Source organism: Arhodomonas sp. KWT (assembly GCF_010993615.1).
Window position 1 is genome coordinate 1 of the sequence record NZ_WNXE01000488.1, and the last position, 1,239, is coordinate 1,239.

At 67.0% G+C, this 1,239-nt stretch carries 1 protein-coding gene; it reads left to right on the forward strand.

What is annotated here, in order from left to right; translation table 11 throughout:
• Nucleotides 1-321 precede the first annotated feature (321 nt).
• Nucleotides 322-816 (forward strand): transposase, encoded by a 495-nt coding sequence (locus G7A99_RS20130; protein WP_163143597.1) that lies wholly within the window; start codon nt 322-324, stop codon nt 814-816.
• Nucleotides 817-1,239: the final 423 nt, after the last annotated feature.

Consider the following 1,239-nt stretch of genomic DNA (forward strand, 5'->3'; position numbering starts at 1 on the left):
CGGCGGAACTCGTGCAGGTCGCGCGCCGCAGGCGTGCGATATTCCGGTTCGGTCATTGAAGACGTCGCACGCGGCCCGCGGCCGTGCACGACCTACCGGTCTGGAACGCCATCGAGCAGGGCGAATACTCCAGCCCAGCCAGCGCCCCAAGCTGCGCGTCGACCCGACGGGGTAACCGATCACCGGTAGGTCGGCTGCTCAATGGCAGCCGACGTCCCGTCCGACAACCTACGCCTTCCTTGCTACGTTCCCAATCGCCGACCGGGCGCGGTACGCTCCCTGGACGATGACAGGATCACGCTCGTCAGGGAGGACGAGACCATGGAATACCGGCGTGCACACGTACCGGGCGGATGCTATTTCTTCACGGTGGTGACGCGGTACCGGCGACCGCTTTTTTGTGACGACGGGCTACGGCGATTACTCGGGGCAGCGATTCGCGCCGTTGCCCGGTATCGCCCGTTCCGAACCGAGGCAATCGTCCTGCTGCCCGATCACCTGCATTGCATGTGGTCCCTGCCACGCGGCGACCCGGACTTCTCCGGACGGTGGCGGCTGATCAAGCGCTATGTCTCCACGCGGGCCGGCGACAAGCGAATCTGGCAGCCCCGTTTTTGGGAGCACCGGGTGCGGAATGACGTCGATTTCCGTCATCACCTGGATTACATCCATTACAACCCGGTAAAACACGGGTTTGTAACGGCTCCGGGGGAATGGGCCTGGAGCAGCTTCCACAGGTTCGTGCGGGCCGGGGTCTATGCGGCGGAGTGGGGTACCGCGCCGCCGGACACCCCCGACAGGGTTGGCCGGGAATAGCGAAAAGTCGGCCGCGTATGCGCGTCGGCGAAGATGTCGGCTGCCTTGAGCAGCCGACCTACCGGAACGCGCCGCGGGACCGGTTCCGGCCCTGTTCGGTCGGGTAGGTTGGCTGCTCCTGGCAGCCAACATCCCGGTGCCGCTACACCGGGGCGAAAACGCCGGCTGCCGGGAGCGGCCGACCTACCGAAGCGCGCCGGGGGACCGGTTCCGGCCCTGTTCGGTCGGGTAGGTTGGCTGCTCCTGGCAGCCAACATTCCGGTGCCGTTAGACCGGGGGACAAACGTCGGCTGCCGGGAGCAGCCGACCTGCGCGTGGCTGGACCGTATGACACCCGGGCGCAACCCCGGCCGGGCTACCGCCGGCCGGTCTGGGCGTTGCCTTCGCCGCCTTCCGGCAGGGTGATGTTGAGCTCGAGGACGT